The 22,506-nt window shown below is 46.0% G+C and carries 15 protein-coding genes; 9 read left to right on the top strand and 6 right to left on the bottom strand.

The genetic code is table 11. The features are described from left to right. Nucleotides 1-16 precede the first annotated feature (16 nt). Nucleotides 17-8,212: a GH36-type glycosyl hydrolase domain-containing protein gene (locus tag BLV33_RS04440; RefSeq protein WP_090788646.1), complete on the top strand. Its 8,196-nt coding sequence runs from the start codon at nt 17-19 to the stop codon at nt 8,210-8,212. A 130-nt stretch (nt 8,213-8,342) separates the two neighbouring features. Continuing rightward, the gene (locus BLV33_RS04435; protein WP_090788644.1) at nt 8,343-8,969 is read left to right on the top strand and encodes a LysE family transporter; all 627 of its coding nucleotides are present in this window, start codon (nt 8,343-8,345) and stop codon (nt 8,967-8,969) included. Here the strand turns inward: BLV33_RS04435 and BLV33_RS04430 are convergent. After that, nucleotides 8,947-10,317 carry an amino acid permease gene (locus BLV33_RS04430; RefSeq protein WP_253186969.1) on the bottom strand — a complete coding sequence of 457 codons (1,371 nt, stop codon included), beginning with the start codon at nt 10,315-10,317 and terminating at the stop codon, nt 8,947-8,949. The genes BLV33_RS04435 and BLV33_RS04430 overlap by 23 nt on opposite strands. A gap of 470 nt (nt 10,318-10,787) precedes the next feature. Here BLV33_RS04430 and BLV33_RS04420 point away from each other — a divergent pair, with 470 nt between their 5' ends. The 4 genes from BLV33_RS04420 to BLV33_RS04405 all read left to right on the top strand — a co-directional run bounded on the left by BLV33_RS04420 (nt 10,788) and on the right by BLV33_RS04405 (nt 13,409). Continuing rightward, nucleotides 10,788-11,246 (top strand): YheC/YheD family protein, encoded by a 459-nt coding sequence (locus BLV33_RS04420; protein WP_216234698.1) that lies wholly within the window; start codon nt 10,788-10,790, stop codon nt 11,244-11,246. Nucleotides 11,247-11,403: 157 nt separating this feature from the next. After that, the gene (locus tag BLV33_RS04415; protein ID WP_090788642.1) at nt 11,404-11,871 is read left to right on the top strand and encodes a GNAT family N-acetyltransferase; all 468 of its coding nucleotides are present in this window, start codon (nt 11,404-11,406) and stop codon (nt 11,869-11,871) included. A gap of 20 nt (nt 11,872-11,891) precedes the next feature. Then, entirely contained in the window at nt 11,892-12,275 is a 384-nt protein-coding gene (locus tag BLV33_RS04410) for an HIT family protein (RefSeq protein WP_090788640.1), read from the top strand. Nucleotides 12,276-12,425: 150 nt separating this feature from the next. Continuing rightward, nucleotides 12,426-13,409 carry an aldo/keto reductase gene (locus BLV33_RS04405; RefSeq protein ID WP_090788638.1) on the top strand — a complete coding sequence of 328 codons (984 nt, stop codon included), beginning with the start codon at nt 12,426-12,428 and terminating at the stop codon, nt 13,407-13,409. Nucleotides 13,410-13,485: 76 nt separating this feature from the next. Here BLV33_RS04405 and BLV33_RS04400 read toward each other — a convergent pair whose 3' ends face one another. The 3 genes from BLV33_RS04400 to BLV33_RS04390 form a co-directional block, all read right to left on the bottom strand. Further along, nucleotides 13,486-14,097, bottom strand: coding sequence for a DedA family protein (locus BLV33_RS04400; protein ID WP_090788636.1), 612 nt, complete (start codon nt 14,095-14,097; stop codon nt 13,486-13,488). Nucleotide 14,098: 1 nt separating this feature from the next. Further along, entirely contained in the window at nt 14,099-14,680 is a 582-nt protein-coding gene (locus BLV33_RS04395) for a class I SAM-dependent methyltransferase (protein ID WP_171909331.1), read from the bottom strand. Nucleotides 14,681-14,814: 134 nt separating this feature from the next. Then, nucleotides 14,815-16,614, bottom strand: a complete 1,800-nt coding sequence (locus BLV33_RS04390; RefSeq protein WP_090788634.1) for an ArnT family glycosyltransferase — start codon at nt 16,612-16,614, stop codon at nt 14,815-14,817. A 231-nt stretch (nt 16,615-16,845) separates the two neighbouring features. On the opposite strand from BLV33_RS04390, the gene BLV33_RS04385 reads away from it, so the two are divergent. Next, nucleotides 16,846-18,042 (top strand): alkaline phosphatase family protein, encoded by a 1,197-nt coding sequence (locus BLV33_RS04385; RefSeq protein ID WP_090788632.1) that lies wholly within the window; start codon nt 16,846-16,848, stop codon nt 18,040-18,042. Nucleotides 18,043-18,109: 67 nt separating this feature from the next. Here the strand turns inward: BLV33_RS04385 and BLV33_RS04380 are convergent, their stop codons facing one another. Beyond that, nucleotides 18,110-18,964 carry a dimethylarginine dimethylaminohydrolase family protein gene (locus BLV33_RS04380; RefSeq protein WP_090788630.1) on the bottom strand — a complete coding sequence of 285 codons (855 nt, stop codon included), beginning with the start codon at nt 18,962-18,964 and terminating at the stop codon, nt 18,110-18,112. A 106-nt stretch (nt 18,965-19,070) separates the two neighbouring features. Then, a complete protein-coding gene (locus tag BLV33_RS04375) occupies nt 19,071-20,864 on the bottom strand; it encodes a DNA/RNA non-specific endonuclease (RefSeq protein WP_090788628.1) in 1,794 nt (597 codons plus the stop codon). Between the two features lie 202 nt (nt 20,865-21,066). On the opposite strand from BLV33_RS04375, the gene BLV33_RS04370 reads away from it, so the two are divergent. Beyond that, complete coding sequence (locus BLV33_RS04370) at nt 21,067-22,041, top strand: aldo/keto reductase (RefSeq protein WP_090788627.1); 975 nt, start codon at nt 21,067-21,069, stop codon at nt 22,039-22,041. A 65-nt stretch (nt 22,042-22,106) separates the two neighbouring features. Beyond that, entirely contained in the window at nt 22,107-22,424 is a 318-nt protein-coding gene (locus BLV33_RS04365; protein WP_090788625.1) for a hypothetical protein, read from the top strand. Nucleotides 22,425-22,506 lie beyond the last annotated feature (82 nt).

Genomic DNA, 22,506 nt, shown 5'->3' with positions numbered 1-22,506 from the left:
TTTTCCGGAGGGACCTATGGCTTATAATATGAATAAGCTTTGCATAAAAGCAAGAGAACTTGCACTGCAGCATTCAACCAGAGAAGTGCGCTCCCAGCCCAAATACTTATGGAATCAATTCGAACAACATATAAAAAGTTTAAGGGAATTTGCAAATTCCTTGCAAAACCAACCAGCAAGCTGTGCCCAACCTGCCGAAGAATGGCTGCTCGATAACGCTGATTTTATTGATGAACAGGCGTTGGAGGTAAAAGCTCATTTGTCTGACCGAGCTCTTGGTTACTTGCCCCGCCTCCGCAAGAACGATGATTTGAGAATACAATCTCTATGTGAAGATTATTTGGAACAGGTCGAAGGGGTATTGGATGAGGAGACTGTTGTTACTTATTTTAATGCCTATCAGGAGGTTTCTGCATTATCGCTTAATGAGAACTGGTCCATTCCACTCTTTCTGCGGATGGCTTTGATCGAAAGATTGGCAGGAACGATGTCGCTTGTTCGTGAACGCCGGGAGGTTTGCATTCAAGTGGAACGGATGCTTTCACGAATAGAGTCGTCCAAATTAAATCCGGAATCGATCAGCGCAGAATTAGAATCGGCCGGGCAAACCGTTCCATTATCGGGACCATGGATCGTTCAATTGATCAGTCACTTACGGGAATTTGCGGACGATTCCGCTACTGTGCGCGAATGGTTGATATGCAATATGGAGAACGGTTCGGAAGACCTCGATCGCATCATCTCCTATGAGCATCAGCTTCAGGCTTCCTATCAGTTGACTGCAGGCAATTTGATCAGCAGTTTGCGTAATAACGAGCGCAGGGATTGGGGTGACCTGTTCGAACGGAACAGTTTGATTGACCGAACATTTCGCCAAGAATGCACAGGAACTTATCCGCTTCTCGATGCTTCCAGCCGTATTGAGATGCTTAAAGGTGTGAGTAAACTAGCCAGGCGTATGCATGTTCCTGAAGGTTTGATTGCGAGTCAGGCCATAGATCTTGCAAAGGATGTGAAAGACAGGGTCCGTGAAACTCAGGAGAAGTTGAATGACCCTCTGAGATCGGAGTTTGCGGCCTATTATATATTCGAAGCAGAAGGGATCAAGCAACTGACAAAATCCCTTCGACAATGCAGCACACCCCGATTTTCACCGGTAAGCCATCTTTTCAACCGTCCGGCAGGAACTTATTTTGCATTGTTGATAGGTTTGTTTTTATTGATTTTGATAGCCTTTAGCGATTGGATCAGCAGTGGACGCGGTTTTACGATAGCAGCGAGGATTGCCGTACTACTGTTATTGTGTCTTCCTGTAAGCGAGTGGGTCATCACATGGCTTCATTTTGGGATCGAGAAGTTATGCCGTCCCCGGCCATTGCTTCGTTACGATTTTTCAAACGGTGTACCGGCTGAAGCAGCTACGATGGTCGTCATCCCTGCAATATGGTCAACGCCTGAAGAGGTGAAGGAATTTACGGATCGTCTGGAAATCCATTATTTGGCCAATCGGGATCCTAATATTCATTACGCCCTCTTGGGGGATTTTATCGATGCGCTGGAGAGTAAGCTTCCGGGAGATGAAGACCTGGTTGCAATTGCAAAAGAAAAAATCGTGAAATTAAACGAAAGGTATGGAGGCCCGGAAGGAACGACCTTTCACTTTTATCAGCGCATCAGGCAGTGGTGCCCAACGGAGAGGGTCTTCATGGGCTGGGAACGAAAGCGCGGAAAATTGGTGGAGTTTGTCGAGCTGCTTAGAGGAAAGACGGACACGAGTTATGAGTTCACCACAGGGGATACGACTGTGCTTTCTCACATTCGCTACATTATAACGTTGGACGCTGACACACAGCTTCCCCTGGGGAGCGCCCAACGGATGATCGGCACGCTGCATCTTCCGTATAACAGGCCGCGCTTAAATCAGGCACGTACGCGGGTGGTTGAAGGCTATGGTGTGCTTCAACCGCGTATCGGTATAAGCCATGAGTCAGCCATGCAATCGCATTTTGCTTGGTTCTGGTCGGAGCCGGGAATGGATCCCTATGCTTTTGCCGCCTCCGATCCATACCAGGATGCATTGGATCAAGGTATATTTACCGGAAAAGGTATTTTCGATGTCGATGTGTTTGCCGAGTTATTGTGCGAGCGTATCCCCGAAAATATTGTGCTTAGTCACGATTTGCTCGAAGGAGGATTTTTGCGGGCAGGACTGCTGTCGGACATTGAGCTGATCGATGACCATCCATCCAACTTCATGTCCTATCAGAAACGTATGCACAGATGGGTACGCGGTGATTGGCAGCTGCTTTGCTGGCTGTTTACCCGTGTGTGCGATCGCCGGGGGACGCTGAGGCCAGTCCATCTGTCCGTTCTTACACGCTGGCAAATGATCGATAATCTTCGCCGCAGCCTGCTTCCGATAGCGTATTTTACTATTATTATACTCTCTCTTAGCATTCTTCCGGGTTCCCCGATACGTTGGTTTGCTCTTGTGCTGGCAACTATGTTCTTGTCGGTGATCAGACTGATCTTTGCAAGTACGAGAGACAATTGGCATCCCCGCAGAGTAGGGTCTGCAGCTGTACATGTCTTGATCACCATCTTGACGTTACCGTTTCAAACGGCAGTGCTGCTTGATGCGATCGGAAAAACTATTTACCGGCTCTGGATCAGCAAGCGTCATCTGCTCGAATGGACCAGCTCCTCTCATATTGAGCGCAATAACCGGGGGAAGCGTCATTCGACTTTGCTCGGCACACGCGGCGGATATTTATTAATATTCCTCTTTGCATTGGCTGCTGCGATGCAGAGCAATCAGGTCATGATGTGGTCAAGCCTTACGCTTGGATTAATTTGGGTTCTTGCTCCACTTGTTATCCGCTGGTTAGACCAGCCTATTGCAATCGAAGAGCAGCCAATCACACCAGCGGAGGAAGATCAACTGAGGGAGTTGGCCAAACAAATTTGGGCGTTTTATGAACATTTTGCGGGTGCTCAGGACCATTGGCTGCCGCCGGACAACGTTCAAATCGATCCTCCCAACGGTGTTGCGCATCGTACGTCTCCAACCAATATCGGTTTTTTGCTTACCTCGACCCTGGCTGCACGTGATTTCGGATTTATAAATACACCGCAGCTTGTAGAGCGTTTGGAGCGAACTGTCAGTACTGTTGAACGATTGGACAAATGGAACGGAAATCTCTATAACTGGTACGATACCCTCTCGCTCGCTATGCTGCCGCCGGCCTTTGTCTCAACTGTGGACTCAGGCAATTTTGTTGCCAGCCTGATGACGGTCAAGCAAGGGTTAGCGCATTGGATGGAGACCGACTCCACAGTAATGGGTGCGGAAGAACGCTCCGATGAGCAGCACCCTGCTTTTAACAATTGGCTGGAGACAGGCAACCAATTGATCGACCGTCTGGAGGCATTGATTGCGGCAACGGATTTTCGTCCGCTTTATGACCATAAAGCCAAATTATTCATTCTGGGATACCATGTGGGAACCGGTGAACGTGACAACATTCTTTACGATCTTTTGGCATCTGAAGCAAGACAAACCAGCTTTGTGGCCATCGCCCTGGGGCAAGTTGCCGCGTCTCACTGGTTAGCGCTTGGCCGCACAGTCAAAAAACTAGGGAAACAAACCGTACTGATTTCGTGGTCAGGTACTATGTTTGAATATATGATGCCTTGGTTGACCATGCGCAGCTATTGGAACACCATATGGCACAGCACGTATAGCGGCGTCGTCAAGCGGCAAATCGAATACGCTCGTGAAAGAGGGGTTCCTTTTGGCATTTCGGAATCCGGCTATTACGCATTCGATTATCAACTGAATTACCAATACCGTGCATTCGGAGTTCCTGGACTAGGCTTCAAACGCGGACTTGAAGAAGACCTGGTTGTGGCGCCTTATGCGACGGTGATGGCACTGCCTTTTTCAATATGTGAAGGGATGAAAGATTTAGAACGGATGGAGAAGCTCGGAGCACGCGGGCAATATGGCTTTTACGAGGCCATTGATTTTACTGCAGGGAGAATGCCGGAAGGCGATAATTGCAAGGTTATCCGCAGCTTTATGGCACATCATCAAGGAATGAGCCTGCTGACGCTTGCCAATTTGCTGCTGCCGCGTAAAATGTATGATCATTTTCATAACGATAAACGTGTACAGGCGGCCGAACTGCTGTTAAAAGAGCGTATACCTTACGGGACTTCCAATTATAATCGGGACATAACCGTGCAGACGCGAATCCAGAAGCCGAAGCTTGCAGAATCTTCCCGGCAGCAGGAATATCTTCCTGCCCAAACGACAGTGCCTGAAGTGAATGTACATTCGAACGGATCGTTTACGACGGTTGTCACGAATAGCGGCAGCGGATTTATCAAGTACGAAGGCATGAATGTATCGCGCTGGCGAGAAGATCCGGTGGCAGACCCTTGGGGCAGCTATATGTATATTCGGGATGTTGAAAGGGACAAGGTATGGTCTCCAACCTTTCAGCCTTGTCGAATACCGACGGACAAACTGCGTGTGCAGTTTTCGCAAGAGCGATCTGTTTTCCTGAGTGAAGACGGGGAAATGCAGACAACGCTTGAAATTACTGTATCGCCCGAATCGAACCTTGAGCTGCGCAAGTTGACACTTTATAACACTGGAAGCGAAGCCAGAATCATAGAGGTGACGACATTTCTTGAAATTGCATTAGCGCCTTCAGATGCGGACAAAGCTCACCCGGCTTTCACCAAGCTATTCATCGAAACGGACTTTGAGTCGGGTGCGGAATGCCTGTTCGCGCGCAAACGTCCACGTGATACCGGAGAGAAAGCCATATGGGCCTTTCATACTTTAATGACCAACGAAGGGTCTCTCGGACCTGTGGAATATGAAACCGATCGCTCCCGTTTTATCGGCAGAGGATCTACATTAGCCAGACCCATAGGGATCGAATCCCGGCTTGGCAACACGACAGGCTCAGTTGCTGATCCAGCGTTTGTCATGCGAAGGCGCTTAATAATCGAGCCTGGAGTACGCGTCCACCTGACCGCTGTTACAGGCGTAGCTGAGACGAAGGAGCAATCGGTAGAAATCGTACAGCAGCTTTGTCAGGAACAGCAAGTGGAGAGGTATTTCCAGCTTGCCTGGACACGGAGTCAAATCGAACTGCAGCATTTGCGCATTACATCCGCTGAATTGGCCGTTTTTCGATTGTTAGCGGGACGTGTGGTGTATGCCTCACCACTACATGCAGAACGTGAAAAAAGTATTATTGCCAACAAAAAAGGGCAGCAGGGACTATGGGCATACGGAGTCTCCGGTGATCGGCCTATTGTTATGGTACGAATTTCGGATTCGACGAACCTGTCATTTATAACCAAGCTTCTTGTTGGTTATGAATATTTGCGGCATAACAGACTGTTTATCGATCTGGTCATATTAAACGAGTCGGAAGGTGGGTATCAGCAGGACTTGCAGGAAAACCTGCGGCGATCAATGGAACAAATTGTCGGAGGACAAGCTGCAGGAGATGATGGGGTCCACATTTTGCCCGCTGCTCAGTTATCGGAAGACCACAAGTTGTTGTTTTTTGCAGTTGCCCGCATTGTGCTTCGTGCTGACGGCCCGAGTCTGAGGACACAGCTTAAAGCAGCAGGTCGAAGCTATCCGCATGTGGAGCCGCCACCTCTAACCGTAACGGCAACGCCGAATCGCTTCGTTCCTGTTCACGCAGATGAAACGAACGCCCCCCTTTTTTACAACGGTTGGGGAGGTTTCTCTCAGGACGGCAGGGAGTATGAAATCGTTCTGAAAAATGGCAGCTGCTTACCGTCACCGTGGATTAATGTGATGGCCAATCCGCGATATGGCTGTATCGCTTCCGAATTATATACGGGTTACACATGGTGGAAAAATAGTAGAGAATGCAAATTGACCCCATGGTCGAACGATCCCGTTCTTGACCAGCCCGGGGAAGTGTGTTATTTGCGAGACGAAGAAAGCGGGGAGTATTGGACGACGGCACCGGCCCATCCGTATGCAGCGTCCTCCTATAAGGTTGCGCACGGACGGGGTTATTCGCGTTATCAGCAAGTAAGCCATGGTCTTCAGCAGGAAATGACTGTTTTTGTACCGCTCGAAGATCCAGTCAAGGTCATCCGATTGAGGCTGCAAAATATGACCGCCGAGCTGCGGAGATTATCCGTTACTTATTATGCCGAATGGGTTTTGGGCGTTCATCGTGAAGGAAATTCTTCATTTGTCGTCACGGAGTGGGATGAGCAAAATGAACTATTGACGGCACACAACACATACCAGGAAAATTTCCGGAATGCAACCGCCTTTTTAGCTGTGAATCCACTCGTGAAATCGCCGGATGAACTTAGCAGTCAGAGGACGTTCATGGAAACGTCATGGACAGGGGATCGCATGGAGTTTTTAGGCCGAAACGGTAATATCGAGCACCCTGCGGCCATGCATCGACTTCATCTCTCCGGGAAAACAGGACCGTCTTATGATGTTTGCGGAGCGCTACAAGCCAAATTTCTGATAGAGCCTCATTCGGAACAAACCGTCTATATCCTGCTCGGCTGCGATCATTCCCTTGATCAGGTTGGAAAGCTTGCAAAGAAATACCGGGAATCTGCAGTTTGCGAACGTGAATTTGAGAATTTGCAAAAATTTTGGAACGGAGTTCTGGGAGCCGTTACGGTTTCGACACCCAGCCCGGAGATGGACATGATGCTGAATAACTGGCTGCTTTACCAAACGCTTTCCTGCCGGATGTGGGCGCGATCCGCCTTTTATCAAGCAGGCGGAGCCTATGGCTTCCGGGATCAGCTGCAGGATTCGCTGGCCTTGCTGCACAGTCGTCCCGATCTCACCAGGGCGCAAATCCTGCTCCATGCCGTGCACCAATATGAGGAGGGGGATGTGCAGCATTGGTGGCATGAGGAGACAGACCGCGGCATCCGCACCCGTTTTTCCGATGATTTATTGTGGCTGCCATATGCTGTGTCCCGATATCTCGAGCATACCGGAGATGATGGTCTGCTGGAGGAAATCGTGCCGTATCTGCACAGTAAACCTCTTGGTGAAGAGGAGCATGAACGATATGAACCTACCGTATTATCCGAGCAAAGCGGTACGATTTTCGAGCACTGTTTACGTGCTTTAGACTATGGACTGCGTTTTGGAGAGCATGGACTGCCATTAATAGGAATTGGAGACTGGAATGATGGGATGAGCCGGGTAGGTGCGGAAGGGCGCGGCGAAAGCGTATGGCTCGGCTGGTTCCTGGGCGATGTTTTGAGGAGAGTAGCCGATCTGTGTGAACATCGTGGCGATCATGAGCGGGTGGATCATTACCGGATTATGCATGCGCAGCTTACTGCTTCCCTCGATCAAGAGAGCTGGGACGGACAGTGGTACCGGCGGGCTTTCACCGATGCCGGACAATGGCTCGGTTCCATTCATAATGCGGAATGCCGAATTGATGCCATTGCCCAATCGTGGTCCGTCATCTCAGGAATGGCGCCGCAAGACAAAGCCTTGCAGGCTATGCGGTCATTCGATCGCGAGCTGGTGGACCGCCGCTTGTCGGTTGCGCATATTTTGTATCCGCCATTTGATCGGACGGAGCCAAGCCCTGGATACATCCAGGGTTACCCTCCCGGTATTCGTGAGAACGGCGGCCAATATACCCACGGTGTCATCTGGAGTATTATAGCTTGGTGCGGGCTTGGGGATGGGGACAAAGCATTCGAGTTGTTCAACATGTTCAACCCGATCATGCATACAAAGTCACCTGCGGAAGTCCAGAGGTATGCCGGAGAGCCTTATGCTATGGCGGCCGACATCTATACGGAGGAGCCTCATAGAGGCCGTGCCGGTTGGACATGGTATACAGGCGCAGCGGGCTGGATGTATCAGGCAGGGATTGAAGGGATTCTCGGTCTGCGCCGAAGAAGGGAGAGGCTGTTCATTTGCCCTTGTATTCCAAGGGAATGGCCGGAGTTTTCCATCAGCTATCGGTTTGGAAGATCAGAGTATCGCATAACCGTTAAGAATCCTTCCCACAAGTCAAGCGGACATAGTGATTTATGGATGGACGGACAAAAGGTCGACCTTGCCGAAAACTGCACACAAGAGGGTCCTTTCGTACGATTGATTGATGATAACCAGATACACCGTGTTGAGCTGACGTTGTAGAGTTTATTTTTAATAGCCATCCTCTAGCATAACCATGCAAAAGGGATGGCTTATTTTAAGAGTTCTATAGTAGACAAGCCCTTAATAAGATGTAAAAGTAATCCAAGAATTAAGGGGTGTCTCTCTTAATATGAATATCTACATAAGCTATATCCTGTTAGGATTTTCCTTGGCTGCTCCAATTGGTCCCGTGAATGCCGCGCAGCTCGACAAAGGCATTCGGTTTGGATTTCTGCATGCCTGGTTAGTAGGCCTGGGCGCCATGTTAGCGGATGCACTTTTCATGCTCCTTATTTACTTCGGCTCTGCTCATTTTCTGGCGACCCCGTTTGCCAAAACATTCCTATGGTTGTTCGGCGGCTTCGTTCTCATTTATACCGGCGTGGAAAGCATCAAGAACGTCAACGAACTCTCGAGTTCATCCAGTCGAAGCGTGGAGTCCCATTTCAAATCGTTTTATTCAGGCTTCATCATGACATTCTCCAACCCGGTCAGCATTCTTTTCTGGTTGGGCATATACGGCTCCATCCTGGCCAAAACGGCGGAGAGCTTCGGCGCATGGGACCTGCTTATTTACAGCTCGGGCATCTTTATTGGTCTGCTTTTGTGGGACGTTGTGATGGCTGCCATTTCAAGTATATTCCAAAACTATTTTAAGGAAAGCATCCTTATATTTATCTCTCGGGCTGCTGGTGTTTGTCTTATCATTTTCGGAGGTTATTTCGGGTGGCAAGCTATTGAGCTCCTGATTTTATAGCCTTCCAGTGGTTTCTTAAGAACAATGTGACAACGACAATAGTAGAGAGAATCGCGAGGCTTATGAATAAGCCGGGTCTGCTTGTATGATCGAACATAGTTCCGGATATTGCAATCATTATGAGGACTATGGCCGAAATAGATTTGATATGCCCCCATTTGGTAAGCTTCAGCAGTTTTCGAGAGGCGAACAAAATGAATAGCCATGTGTAAAGCAGCATAAGGCCGCCTGCCGTTGTTATGTATTCATATACTCCCTTTGGCATGAGCAGGGCAACTACGATGGACGCAATCAAGCCTGCAATCGTCAATCCCAGCGCCGCGTAGGGGAAATGGCGTTTGCGGGTTCTTTTTGTGAACAGCTTTGGCGCATCGCCATCGTCTGCAATCATGGACATCGTCAGTGTGACCGAGTACAGGGATGCGACCAAACCCGAAAAGCCGGCAATAATCAGAACTCCATTAAATATGTGCACCAGGAAATGGTAATTTAGATCTTTTAGCGCCGTTACGAATGGACTTTCCTGTATTGTGATCTGCTCAAGAGGGGTTACTAATAACGCCAATCCGATCGAGAGAATAAATAATACAGTAATCGTTACGATCATAAATAGTCCAGATTTGGGAGCTTCCTTGGGATTGTGTAATTCAGCGGCCATGATTCCCATGACTTCAATTCCCGAAAAACAAAAAAACACATATATGAAGCTTGTCCACAGTCCCAAAGGACCGTCCTTGAAGACATCGCCTATATGATTTGGAGTATGCATATGTGCATTCTCTGTACCAAATACACCGGGAATAACCAAGCAAGCCAGCAGGATAAACATGAATATAGCACCTAATTTAAAAACGGCCAGGATGTTCATAGTCTTCTCGAACAAAGCTGTTCCAAGCAGTACTATACCGACACCAAGGGCTGCATAAACGCTGGTAAGGATCCATAACGGGATACCAGGAAACCAGAACCTCGTGAAAAGTCCGATGGCCGTTAATTGACTGCCGACAATCAACATTTCGGAGGTCCAGTAAACCCAACCATGGCTAAAGCCAGCCCAGTGGCCAAACGCTTTCCTGGAATAGGTACGGAAGGAACCCTTCTCCGAATGCTCGGCGATCATGTTAGCTAATGCGTTGAATACGAAATATGTTCCGAAAGCGGCGAAGAAGAAATTTATAATAACTGAAAAGCCGCTTTTCTCAATAGCAAGGCTGGAACCAAGCAGGAATCCGGTACCCGTTGTAGTACCCAATCCGAACAAGGTGAGCCGCTGCCATGAAAGCTTACCTTTTTGCTTTAATTCCTTGTTTGCAATTCTGATCATCACCTTCAGTTTATTTTGAAACATTAATTATACTGCCAACATTTGTTTTTTCCTTATTTAGGGCGAATTATTCCAGAATTTTTTTGGAATTCTATTATTTTGAAGCATTATGTAATGTGAGACTATGGGACTCTGCAGTGCTTAGTTCGTTTGTTCCGGACAAATTGACAAAAAGTCAGTTTGTCCGGATGTAATGTTGAAGGTAGGTATATATTGAACTCATACCCCTCATTCATACCCGAAATGCGGCTAATCGAGAAAGCCTATTCCGTCTATGCGAGTCGTGTGATAACAAGATGTGCTGAAACAGGCCTTGTTCCTCCTGCGAGAGGAGTAATGGTTAGTGCTGGGGAATTGCCAGCAGGATTTCGTACAGTGAGTATTGAATTGATGACTGATGTTTGCACAAGAGCCATTTCTACGATCTGAGAAGTACCTGTTGCTCGCCCGACCACCGTATAGGCTAGGTCAGCGCCATTGAGGGTTAAAATCAGTTGGCCCGGTTCGGTCACGCTCACTTGAAACAAGACCTGATAAGTGCCAATTGCAGCCAAATTACCGCCATAACCAGTAGAGTGGCTTATGAGAATTACTTTAATACGAGCATGTGCGGAACTATTTATGATATTGCGAAAATTCTTCCCCGATTATTTTCACCGGAAAAAATGAATGAAATCCTTCAATCTCTGTATGAGGTAAGTGTAAGGGCCGCGCAAGAAGCAGAATCTCAAATGGGTTCATTGGGAGAATTGAGTGTGGATTTTGTATTAGACGATCAAAGTAAACTTTGGATTATTGAACTTAACGGAAAACCCCAAAAAAATTTATACAAAGATATTAAGAGTTTTAAGCTCAAAAAGATAATTTACAGCAGACCAATGGAATATGCTTATTATCTCTCTCAAACCGACTCACATTTGCATTTCCTTTCGTATGCTCCTATTTTGAGGTGAGAGTTTTAATTATTCTCCTTATCATTAATGATGAGAGGTATGAAGGAATAGACAAGGATCAATAATGCCAATCGGCATTCTAATTGAGTCCTACTATGGAAATACCGCCAAAAGTATCATATTGTTAATCTGTTAGAGCCGTTAAACGAGGTGTAATATGAACGATCTTATAATTACAGAATTAGATTCAGAAGGAATCTTGAAATTAAAGGACTTTGATTGTTCTCCTTTACCTAAGGAACGAGATTCGATTTATTTTTTGTTTTATAGATTTTTCAGGGATACTTGCAGACTCGCCTATGTGAATGATGAATTGGTCGGATTTGCGTTAGGGTTGATTAACCAAACTGACCCTGATCATGCTTATCTTCATTATTTATTTGTAAGGCAAGATCAGCGTAAAAACAAAATTGGTGAAAAGCTTCTGAATGAATTTATTGAAAGCTCGAGAAATAAGAAATGTAAGAGGATCAGTTTAATGACAAGTAATCCAATGAATGAACAATATTATTCAAGATTTGGATTTGTGCAGGATAAAGAATTAATTGAAGTAAATGGGGAAGATCCTTTATATACGTATCTAATGAACGAAAAGAAGATGCTGTTTTACAGATTAGATTTGTAAATAAGCTAAAGAGGTGTCACATGAAGGATTGTATTTACTGTAATATGTCTGAAACCAGCGATCATGAAGTTATTTTAAGTAATGACTTTTGCATCTATTCATTAATGAAAGAACAGGAAATCAGGGGGGCGGGAATAATAGTCCCGCGGAGTCATAAAGAAACAGTATTTGATCTAAGTGAAAATGAATGGACATCGACCTATCAATTATTACATGAGGTAAAAGGCTATATCGACAAGAAATATAAACCGGATGGATATAATGTGGGCTGGAACTGTGGGCATGTTGGAGGTCAACATATATTTCATTCACATCTCCACGTCATACCTCGATATTCGGATGAACCTTTTGCAGGTAAAGGGATACGATATTTATTGAAGAGCAAAGAGAATGATAGGATTTAGGGATGGTGAAGAAGATGCAAAAAGGGACACTTTACTGAAAGTAACTAAGGCACGTTTTTTTCAGTTCTTATGCAGCCTCATTTTATGCCATATAATATCTAATACACGAGACAAGCACATACATTAAAAAAATCAATAGGAGTGAAAATCATGAACCATCGCAAGTTAGGCAGAACGGGAATGAAAGTGTCGGAAATCAGTTTAGGGTGCATGGCCTTCGGCCGATGGATCGATGAAGCCCAATCTCTCAGGGTTATGGACACTGCTTTGGATGCAGGCATCACGTTATTTGATACGGCTGATGTGTATGGCAAAGGAATGGACAATCGGGACCCAAGACAATCGGGCGAATCTGAAGCCATCATAGGACCTTGGTTAAAAGGCAAGAGGGAGCGCGTGATCCTTGCTACGAAAGTGCATGGACGTGTAGGGACGGGAGTGAACGATTCGGGTCAAAGCCGTTATCACATCATGCAGGCGGTGGAGAACAGCCTTAAGCGGCTGCAGACCGATTATATCGATCTGTACCAGGTTCATCGTTTCGATGAGGAGACGCCGCTCGATGAAACGCTGCGGGCATTGGATGACCTCATCCATCAAGGGAAAGTCCGCTATATCGGTTGCTCCAACTTCAGCGCCTGGCAAATCGCCAAAGCGCATGGAATCAGCGCTCTTCAAAGGCTGCATCTTTATGAGAGTGTCCAACCCCAATATAGCATTATTGCCAGAGAAATCGAACGCGAGCTGCTGCCCTTTTGCCGGTCGGAGCAAGTGGGAGTTCTGGTATACAGTCCGCTGGGAAGAGGCTTCCTTACCGGCAAATATCGTCCCGGTGAAGCTCCGCCGGAAGGCACAAGAGGTGCATCAGGTGAACAGCGGTTGAAAGCTTTGATGGCGGAGGATCTCAATTATAACATCGTGGACAGACTGAGGCCTTTGGCTGAACGGCGAGGTTGGACTTTGGGACAATTCGCATTGGCTTGGGTGCTGAGCAATCCGGTAATCACATCCGCTATTTTGGGGGTTTCCAAACCCGAACACATCCTGGATGCGATCAAGATTTCGGGCGAAACCTTATCGCATGAAGAGATGGAACAAGTAAACGACATCTGCGGGCTGCCAGAAACGCATTAATGCACGCATCTGCCGTCTGGAGACATGAATAATTGTCCGATTCCTATCCGCGTATACCGCGGATTTTTTGTCTTATTTAGAGTTTTTCCCGATTCTGAGTCTTGTTTCGGAGATATTTAACAATAAAATAAACTGCGGCTAGAGCCAAAATCAGCCACAGGAGAGATATACCGTAATGGTAAATCAGATTTCCTATTTGCTCAGCATGGCTTCCGACAGACCTGCCTAACCAAAAAAAGATTAACGTCCAAACAAATCCAGTCGTAAAGGAGTAACTGGCGTAACGACGAAATGTCATTTTATTAATGCCGGCCAAGTACGGAATGACATGCCGAACAACAGGGATAAAATAACTGAAACATAAGGCGAGATTGCCGTATTTGCTGATTAAGCTTTCGGATTGCTGGATGTATCGGGCCATCTTTTTCTTTCGAGTCAACTTGGCTAAAACAGGTGCTCCCATGTATTTTCCCAATACATACCCTAGAGTCAATCCGGAGATGACACCTAAATAAGTGACGAAAAAAGCAGGTACCGCAAGCAAGACTCCCGTCCCGGTGACAGCTCCCCCTGTCATGACCACGACTTCGTCCGGTATCGGCATGCCTGCAATCCCAAGCCACAGAGCGAAAAATAACGCAGCATATCCAAAATGTTGAATAAGTTCAATGAGATTGTCGTAACTCATCTTAACTTGGCCTTTTCCGGCAAACATAGACAAAAGCGGGAGGAAAGTTCAAGGGTACAAATTTGATTGTATCGTATACGAAGTGTTGGCTGAATTGTTTATTCATTTGTAAAGAATATTGGAAGGCTACGAAGTATCCATTGGGTTTAAGGGATAAGGTGATTTGTTCCAAAAGCTGGTCGCGAATGGATTGAGGAAAATTAAAAAACGGAAGTCCGCTCACCACACAGTCCAGATGCTCAATTCCTTTTTGAGACATGGACGTATATAGCTGGCTTGCATCCGAATAAACACCAAACTCAGGAAATTGATGGGCCAATTCCTGCCGCAGACAGGGGTCTTTCTCAAACAAAAGGACTTGAGCGTTCTCGTGTTTGGATTTCTGGATGAATTTAGTGATCGCTCCGGTTCCGGAACCGAGTTCTGCAATATTTCTCACTTCATCCCAGGCAACGGAGTCGATCATTTTTTGTGCCAAATATTTTGAGCTTGGAGTAATGCTACCAATTTGTCCGGGTGAAAGTAAAAATTTTTTTAAAAATAAATATTTTTCCTGAATCAATGATTTGGCATTTATAGTCATCACTTTTACTCCACCCATCTAAAACTTTCTGTACTTATAAGATCATTCATATCACCTGTATTTGGATATATATTAAAGCATACTATAAATAATAAAAAGATGAAAGAAACACGAAATTTAAGACAAGAATGTAATTAACCCATATATTGGTATAAAAAAACATTCGGATTTGATGATTCTAGTGTGAGTGCGGGTCTTAATTCGCGCATGCTAAAAGAGGTTACAACCTGACAGTGCTGCCGAATCCATTGTACATAAGGAAGTTTAATAGTTTCTGATTCTACAGGCAGAAGAAAGTATTTCACTCTTCCTGTTTGCACAAGCCCCTGCAGCTGGTCACTCGTCAGGATCGGATCCGAGCCGCTGTAACCACCCATTGTCAGGACAGGAAGGCCGGTGTCCAGGATAAGAGGAGAGGAAGTCTCAGCAGATGGCGTGGCAACGAGATATTTCCCAGGATTGAATTGCGCTTGCAGAAATGCAGTCAAGCTTTCATGCTCCTTGGAATGCATATTGAAGGTCTGGCGGCTTATTAATTCAGGTCCGGCCGCTGGATCAGAACCGGAATTACCGTAAACGGAAGGCGTTACCGCCCAGACGGCAGGTCCTGAGAGAACAGCTAGCAGGCCTGTAATACTTGCGATTTTGTTCAGATGAACGCGGAATTGAAAGTTTTCCAATCGAAAGATTGCAACCCATGCAAACAGAGAGACTATAGTGAGAGCGCCAATAGTGACAGAAAGAGAAAGGCGCACAGCGGGAAAACTCCACGCGATCACGATCGCAAAAGCTCCAGTTGCTAGAAGCGCAGCAAACAGCAGTTTGCCAGCTTTCTCTCTTTGAATCGAGGCTTGCCAAAGCTTAACCATGCCTGCCCCAGCCAGTGCCGCTATTGCGGGAGCCATCATGACCGTATAATAACGGTGAAACAAGGTAGCCGTTGTGAAAGAGAGGGTCATTGGCAGAAGCCAAACAGACCAAAAAACAACGGTTCGCTGCTGCAGATTCAGCAGCATAGGACGAAGCAGCGGAGCCTTCCAAAGAAGAAGAACTGCGCTTAAGAGAACGAGAGGGAGAAGCCAACTGATTTGACCCCCAAGATAAGGGGTCACTAATCTCAAGGGATTATGAATTCCATTGTAACGACCCATTGCGTTGTGCTGCAGGGCGAGCTCCAATACGGAATTATGTGCGGTACTGCCAATATAAGGCCTTTGAGCCGCAGGAGTAAGATCAACAATGATCGCCCACGATAGCGACACAATGGCTAGAATTACAGCAGCCCAAATAAGCTGCTTCAGTTTCTGCGTCCTAGTGAAGCGCGGTGAGAGCATGATCAGCAAAATAAAGGCAGGCAGCACCAGATAGGCAGCCATCATTTTGATATTGAAGCCGAGACCGATCATTGCCGCAGCGGCAATCGTCCAAAGAAGGCTGCGGTGTCCTTCCATGGCTTTGTGCAGCATCCAAGCCGCTGCCAGCACAGTCAGTACAAGGAGACTGTCAATCGTATTATTACGTGCAGCTGCTACGGAGATGGGGGTAATCGCCAATATGAGCGCGGCAATCAAACCTTCTGTGGAACCGAATGTCTTATGGACCAAGTGATAAATCATAATCACGGAAAGAACACCGGCAATGATTTGCGGAAGCATCAAGGCCCACCCATGAAATCCGAATAAAGCAACGCTTGCAGCTTGCAGCCAAAACCCGAGCGGCGGCTTATCGAGGGAAATAAAGCCCGCTGGATCGTAGGACAGATAGAAGAAATTATGCCAATTTAACAGCATGCTTTTGACACCCGCAGCGTAGTAGAGATTACCGAAGCCTTCCCGATCCAGATGTATGGTATTTAAAGCTAATGCCAGTAAGACGATTAGCGTAAGTATCTTGGGTTCTCGCCGAATGCCCCTGAACAAGGAAATTGTTTTCATAGAAATTTGGCCCTCCAATTGATCTGCTCCCTAAAAAATAACATATTAATATGAAAACAAAATGAAAGAATCGTCAGAAGGAGATGACTAGGTCCCTGTAACCATTACATTCGACTTATTTCTGATAATTATGGACAAATTTAATAAAAGTGAGCAACTTTTTCATGCAACATTACCTCTAAAAGTTTAAAATGAAGTAGCTGCAACAAAATAACTTACACGAGGTGCATCATGAAGAAGCTGCTGTCCATTGTTACACTGTTTTGCTTTTTTACCTTTCTATTACCCCATGTTATCCATGCTGACAACCCCGTTCAAGTTTTTATCAATGGAAGTAAAATAAACGCTGAGGTCAGTCCGCAAATTAATAATGGGACCACTTTTGTGCCATTACGAGCGATTGCTGAAAGCATGGGCTTCAAAGTAAGCTGGAACAATGAACTGCGTAAAGTTACCCTTGTAAAAGCGGATAAAACCATCGAGCTTACGATAGGAAACCTGGAAGCTGCAGTCAATGGCAGCAAGGTAACCCTAGAAGTCGCCCCTTATATCACAGCTGGGAATTCCATGCTTCCTGTTCGCTTTCTAGCTGAGCAGCTTGGTCTGCAGGTTAATTGGGAGCCGTCCGTATCCTCTGTTTTTTTAAATAACAATGCTATAAATAAGCTGACGAATTTGACATCACCGATCGAGCATATAGTAGTTGTGGTTGAAGAAAACCATTCCTACAATCAAATTGTGGGAGGCTCAGACGCCCCCTATATGCAATCACTCATTCAAAAGGGAGCATTGTTTACCAATGCCCATGGCATAACTCATCCAAGTCAACCGAATTATCTGGCCCTGTTTTCAGGCTCCACACAGGGAGTCACGGATGACTCTTGTAAAAAGCCTTTTACAGGGACCAATCTGGCGAGTGAGCTGTTCAACGCTAAGCTGACGTTCACGGGGTATTCGGAAGATATGCCCAAAGCAGGCTATACAGGCTGTTCCACAAAAGGCTATGCGCGCAAACATAATCCGTGGGTTCAATTTACGAACGTTCCCGCCGAATCTAATCAGCCTTTGTCTAGCTTCCCGCAGGACTTTTCCAAGCTGCCCACCGTATCTTTTGTCATTCCCAATCATCAGAATGATATGCATGATGGTACGGTCAAGCAAGCAGATGACTGGTTGAAAACAAATTTGGACGCGTATATCAACTGGGCGGAGACTCATCATAGCTTATTAATTGTTACGTGGGACGAGGACGATTTTGCAAAGGATAATCATATTCCCTTGATTGTAGTCGGTCCCATGGTCAAATCAGGGAAGTATGATGAACATGTCACTCATACAAATGTGCTTCGAACGATTGAGGAAGTATATCATCTTCCCCTGCTTAGAGATATTCAGCAAATTGAACCCATAACATCCATATGGAAATAAGGCTGATTAAAGCGAAAAGACATGCTGCAGGCAGTGCAGTATGTCTTTTTGATATTATGAAATTTATTTAAGCCTCTTCTCTTACAATCGGCAATGTACAGCAGCGGAACGATCCCCCCGATTTGATGATTTCCGATATATCCGTTTCGATGACTTCGAATCCTCTTTCGCGCAGTTGACGGTTAACTTCTCTGTTCAAAGGCAAACTAAACACTCGCTTTCCGCCGATGGAGAGCACGTTGGTTCCCATTGTAAATTGTTCGGATTTAGTGACATCAATTAGCTCATAACGAGCTGATAGCATTTTTAGATCACCTTGATGGAGGGCAGGCGAGTAAACAAGCGCCTCAGAAGGCGATAATAGGTTAAACACACAGTCCAGATGAAGGTAGGAACGTTCGATCGCAATCGGTATCACTGTATAGTCCGGAAGCAGTTCTCTTACACGTTTCACTGCAATTTTTGAAGTCCGCCCGCTGACACCGATAAATACGGTATTGAAGTCAATCATGACGTCTCCGCCTTCGATACTGTCCTGCTGCAAGTTATGAAAGGGGTAGGCATGATCCTTCAACCATTTTATTAAGATATTATCTTCACCCTGTCTGATTCCCATCCCCATATGCGATACGAACAGCTGTTGTCCGATTGTGAATCCTATGTCCCGGGTAAACACTTGCTCTGGATACTCTTCTGCGTGCGGAAGCAGGATCGACTCAATCCCTTGGTCGCGCAAGGCTTGGACAAAATCGCCATGTTGCTTGACCGCCAACTCTGTATTAATATTTTCCTTGTGGTAATACCTTTGGGTTTCATTGATGATTTCACTGATCGTCATATGCTGGGGTTCGCACAATAGTACTTTTTTCAAAGAATGATATTCACTGACGCAGGAGAGTCTGTTTGAATGCCCGATGTTCATCCCAATAACATGCCCCTTATCAAGTTTAGTTTATGGGGAGTATTCCCTGAATTGGCGAATGTTAACCGACTTACAGCTGTAAGTCGCGCCGCGGCCAAAATGTTCATCAAACCACAATATCGCGAGCTATCTCAACAACATGAACGGTCAGGGAGTCAATAGGATCGTGATTTCGCAGTTCACCAAATTTCAGGCTAGTCAATTCTTCGATGTGGGTGATGGGCACCTGATATGTTTTGTAGGCTCCATACGCAAATTCCAGGTTGTCGATCAGGTTCTTCTGCGTCTGAAGGTAGGCGGTAGCGGACAGTTTACCGTCTTCTTTCACCATCACGACTACCTTCCAGAATTCGGCAGGGATTTGAACATCGCGATAAACCATGTCATCCGTCCGAAACACGGGTCCGGTAAATACAGTAACCTTAAGTTTATCGTTTTGCGCGTGATCCAATATATAATTTTCAAGCTCCAACCACGTTTTTTGATTCAAATAAGCATGTTGAGGAGAACAGTTCGTGAAATGGAAAGTATTTCGATTGGCCTCCTCAGCCTTATCTCCCCAATCCGGATCGCGTCTTCGCACCAGATGACCCCGATCCAGCGAGTTACCGCTGTACAGTTCAGGACCGCATTGGTAGCGGCTCTCAATACGAGGATCGAAATACCATTTGTCATTAGCGCGCGGCACATCGATTAATTGATTGCCGTCGATATTTACGACAGTGTAGTAGGCAAGCCTGCGGGATTTACTCATCACGATGGAAAAGTGGGTATAGTGTAAAATAGTGCCGCCGCTGCTAAGGGGAGCCAGATCTTGTTCCTTATTGGTTGGAAACATTGGGTGGGGAACTGTGTATGTTTCACCGAGGAAGGCTGGATCATATCCGGTTAAGCCATTATAGCTATCGATGCTTAATTCTTCCACTTGCATCGTTTCAGTCTGATTCTCAATGATTTGCCACTGCTTGATCATGGCGTCGAGAAGCATTTTTCGATCATCCGTAAGCCCGAACTGCCGGCCCCGGACAAATTCAATAATACTGCTGATACGGATGCCTTCGTTGGAAATAAATTGACCGCTGCCTTTAGGATCAGGTACGCTTGCATGATGAAGTGCAACAAGAATCCATTCGTCATTAAACACAGGCGATCCTGACGAGCCTTCCATCGTATCCGCCGAATATTGGATGAAATCGTCCACAACATCTGTTATTTTATTTTCTCGGATGGTTACGGCTTTAGGTGATCCTCCCGGGTGCTGGATGATGGATACACATTCACCTATCAGCGCCTTTCCCGATGGCCTTAGCAGCGGCAAAAATCCGAATTCGCTTAGTGGTCTTCTATCCGTGGATTGCACCTCCAACGCGACCAATGTAAAATCCAGCTTGGTGTCGGTCATAAAAAATCGGCCGGGTTCAAAACGAAAGTTCACAGCCTGGCGTTCCCTCAAGTCGAGATCAAGCTCATAATTAAATTGGGCCAGACTGAACAGAGCAGCGTCTTCGTTCTCCAAAACATGGTTGTTGGTTAGCAGCAGGCTGGGAGAAACAAGAAATCCGGTACCATGACCAAGGACCCTTCCTATGCGATCCCGCACTTCGATTCGACAGACCGCTTTACCTGCACGTAAACCGGCTTCCAGATAGGAGATTGGAAACAGATCGTTATTCCCGATGATTCGTTCAAAAGCCATACCGTCCAGAGGATTAATGATGGATTGCCGAAAAGAGGCGCGTTCCTGAGTATCGACTTCCAGTGGACTTTTGGATCGGAGCTCGAGTGCGATTTTTTCTCGTTCATCAGTTCGATCCATATATCGCTGTAATGCCTGCTGCTGCTGCATCGTAATAAGATCTACATTCATCTGCGGCAATTGGTCCGAATGTGATTTTGACATTTGGTATCCACTCCTCGAATATATTTTTATATGATGAAACAAGCCTGGCTTTCCTCTACTATTAAATCACATTTAATAATTGCGTTCATCGGTAGAACGAATCAATTTTTTGTGTACCCATAGGACAATTGAAATCAGGAGTTTATGCATTCCAGATATGTGGTATACTATTTCAAAAAACTAGATTCAGGAGGAAATGAGTATGAGATATCGTAATTTGGGAAACAGCGGATTGCAAGTTTCGGTTTTGGGATTGGGTACGAATGCATTCGGTGGTCGTGCAGATAAAGATACATCAATTCGAGTTCTGCACCATGCTGTTGAGAGTGGGATCACGTTCATTGACACTGCGAATGTTTACACAGGTACGAAATCAGAAGAAATTATCGGTGAGGCGTTTGAAGGTCGGCGTCAAGATGTGATTCTTGCGACAAAAGTAGGCCTAAAGCGTGGAGAAGGTCCAAACGAGGGCGGTTCCTCACGACAGCATATTATGCGGGAACTTGAAGCGAGTCTGCGCCGTTTACGGACCGACTACATAGATCTGTATCAAATCCATAGGTTTGATCCCAATACTCCGCTTGAAGAGACGCTCCGTGCTTTGGACGATCTCGTTACATCCGGTAAAGTGCGGTATGTGGGAGCCTCGAACTATTCATCCTGGCAAATGATGAAGTCACTGGCTATTAGTAAGAGTCAAGGGTTTGTTCAGTTTGTTTCTGTTCAACCGGGGTACTCGCTGGCTGATCGCGGTGTGGAAAGGGAGCTCGTTCCCTTCTGCTTGGACCAAGGAATAGGTCTGATTCCTTATTTTCCACTCGCAGGAGGCATCCTGACAGGTAAATATTCCGGAGGTTCCATTCCAAGCGGATCGCTGCTGGAGAAAAACCCGAATTTTGCACAACGGATGGACACTGATCGGTTGGAATTAGGTGATCGAGTGGCTAAAATTGCGGCTGAGACAGGCACATCGGCGACTGCTCTTTCGCTGGCTTGGTTAATGCATCAGCCTGCAGTATCCACGGTCATCGCCGGTGCCACCCGTGAAGCGCAAATCGATGAGAACATGAAAGCAGTAGACCTCGTCCTCTCCGATGACGTTCTTCAAGCACTCGATGAAGCAAGTGAGCAGTTTATATACGCAAACTCGTTTGGAAGTGCAGCACGTCGAAGATAAGAGGGTCGATTATATTCTTTTCCAAGCATCTCAAAAATAAGGTATACATAAGGAGGATTTAGCTAATGGTAAAATGTTATTATATGTCTGGAGATCAACCGGAAAAAGGGTATAACGAAGATACGTCATTACTCATCATGACGGGTTTTAAAGAATCTGAATTAGTAGTCAGAGACCTTAACAGAGAGATCACATCAGCAGAGTATAATGCCTACAAAATGGCCACTTATTTGCCAGAATCGGATAATCATTCGCTTAAGTACATTATTAAGGATAAAGAGCTCGCCAGAAAATTCCTGTCCGAGAAGAAATGTAAGATGCTGTGCAGCGACAAATCAATTAACGAAACAAATGTTATCGAAAAGATACTGGAAAATTTCTAAAACGAAATTCATATTGATATTTTAAAGGCTTCTGAATAATTCAGCCGCCTTTTTTGTTTTGAATAGCTTTTCTAGAAACTTG

Source organism: Paenibacillus sp. GP183 (assembly GCF_900104695.1).
GTDB lineage: Bacteria > Bacillota > Bacilli > Paenibacillales > NBRC-103111 > Paenibacillus_AI.
This window is presented reverse-complemented; position numbering and strand designations above follow the sequence as displayed.